The organism is Planktothrix paucivesiculata PCC 9631 (assembly GCF_900009265.2).
Classification (GTDB): Bacteria; Cyanobacteriota; Cyanobacteriia; order Cyanobacteriales; family Microcoleaceae; genus Planktothrix; species Planktothrix paucivesiculata.
Genome location: NZ_LR734981.1, coordinates 1 through 2,329 on the forward strand (window position 1 = coordinate 1; position 2,329 = coordinate 2,329).

1 protein-coding gene is annotated in these 2,329 nt (G+C 39.9%); it reads left to right on the forward strand.

Features of this window, described 5'->3' with window-relative positions; all coding sequences use genetic code 11:
• The first annotated feature begins 602 nt into the window (after nucleotides 1-602).
• Nucleotides 603-2,327, forward strand: coding sequence for a group II intron reverse transcriptase/maturase (ltrA, locus tag PL9631_RS27465; protein WP_083616028.1), 1,725 nt, complete (start codon nucleotides 603-605; stop codon nucleotides 2,325-2,327).
• The last annotated feature ends 2 nt before the right edge of the window (nucleotides 2,328-2,329 follow it).

Below are 2,329 nucleotides of genomic sequence, written 5' to 3' on the forward strand. Positions count from 1 at the left end.
GTGCGATTCGTTTAACCTAAAATAAGTTGAAAAAGACTTATGGGACGGTTAACCCAGTTATTAAGACTGGTGATAACTGATTACATTTGTGGGTGAAATTCGGTGAATTAAGTCCCACCCCTCAAGTGCTGAGGTGAAAGCATAACCCCTAGTTTGATTGGGTAGCAACCAACAGATTAAAGCGGGGTTAAAAGGTAGAACTACTGGTAGCCAAAACTGGTAACTATCGAGCAAGAAGTCCATGCGTAGCGCAAGCAAAGATGTATCTGAATCATCGTTAATTGTAATGGTGTAATGGCTAAATCAAGGTTAAAAACTTGATAAACACCAAGCCAAAAGGCAAGGATAGGGCATAAGCGGTTTTCCTTCCGACTTATAAGCACCGCCCAATAAACCCGGTGGATAACATCACGCTAAAGACTTCAATAATGTGTAATCGGAACGAAGTAACCCCTATATATCTCTGGAGAGGTCGAAATCCAGTAAGTAGCTAACGAACGATATATAGGGAAGGGATGGTATCAAAAGCGAATGCTTTGCTGTAATGGCAAAAGATATGCAGACAGATACTCGGTAATTCCAAAGAAATAGAACAAGTAGCAATGAATATATCTAAAACGCAGAACAATCTGACGGTGGAGTGGAAAGACCTTAACTGGCGCAAACTGGAAAAGGTAACTTTTAAGTTGCAAAAGCGCATATTTCGAGCGAGTGAACGAGGCGATGTTAAAGCAGTTCGTAAACTTCAAAAGACCCTGATTAATTCCTGGAGTGCTAAATGTATCGCGGTTCGCAGGGTAACACAAGATAACCAAGGACGAAATACGGCAGGAGTGGACGGAATTAAATCCCTAACCCCGAAGCAACGTATGAACTTGGTAGGACGATTAAAGTTAACCAATAAAGTTAAACCAACTCGCAGAGTTGAAATACCTAAACCTGGTACAACCGAAACCCGTCCATTAGGAATACCCACAATCAACGACCGCGCATTGCAAGCGTTAGTAAAACTAGCGTTAGAACCAGAATGGGAGGCTAAATTTGAGCCAAACAGTTATGGTTTTAGACCAGGACGTTCATGCCACGATGCAAGAGAAGCAATATTTTTGAATATTAGATACAAGTCCAAATATGTACTTGATGCTGATATCTCCAAATGTTTCGACCGCATAAACCACAAAGCATTAATCTCCAAAATACACACATACCCTACATTAAGCCGTCAAATCAAGACATGGCTCAAGGCAGGGTACATGGACGGAAAAGAACTTTTTCCTACCAATGATGGTACACCACAAGGAGGGGTAATTTCACCCTTACTTGCGAATATTGCCCTACATGGTATGGAAGAAAGAGTTAAGCAATACGCCGAAACTCTAAAAGGGAAAAAAGCGAGAAATCGTCAGGCTCTTAGTCTAATCCGTTACGCTGATGATTTCGTAATAATCCATGAGGATTTAAACGTAGTCAAAAAGTGTCAAGAGATAATCGCTGACTGGTTAAGTGACATGGGATTGGAATTAAAACCAAGTAAAACAAAACTAACCCACACCCTCAATGAAATTGATGGGAATGTTGGATTTGAGTTCTTAGGATTCCATGTACAACAACACAAAGTAGGTAACTACCGATGTGCCAACAACCCGAATGGAATACCACTAGGTTTTAGTACATTAATCACACCCTCAAAAGCCAAAATAAAGACTCATCTTGTCAAGATAGCTGAAGTAATAGACTCCCATAAAACCGCACCTCAAGCTGCCTTAATTAGTAAGCTGAACCCTATTATTAGAGGTTGGTCAAACTATTATTCAACAACAGTTAGTAAAGAAACCTTCTCAAAGGTTGACCGCCTAACTTACGACAAGTTAAGAGCTTGGGCAAGAAGGAGGGGAAAAGGGAACATCAATAAAGACAAATACTGGAAAACAGTAGATGACAGAAATTGGTGTTTCAGTACAGAAGATGGATTAGAATTACTCACCCATAGCAGTACGCCAATCGTAAGGCATACAAAGATTAAAGGTGAAGCTAGTCCGTTTAATGGAGACTGGATTTACTGGAGTAAACGACGAGGCGAATATCCAGAAACTCCTAAAAGAGTGGCAACACTTATTAAGAAACAAAAAGGTATTTGTCCTCACTGTGGTCTGTATTTTACAAGTACAGATATTGTAGAAGTTGACCATATTATACCTAAATCGTTAGGTGGTAAAGATACCTACGATAACCTTCAACTTCTACACAAACATTGTCACGACACAAAGACGGCTAGTGATGGTTCTTTAACTAAAACAGTTGAGAATTATGACAATCAACCGTTTTGAAT

Bases quoted from the DNA above. Each gene is read 5' to 3' on its own strand.
- ltrA (WP_083616028.1), top strand. From the start codon at position 603: ATGAATATATCTAAAACGCAGAACAATCTGACGGTGGAGTGGAAAGAC.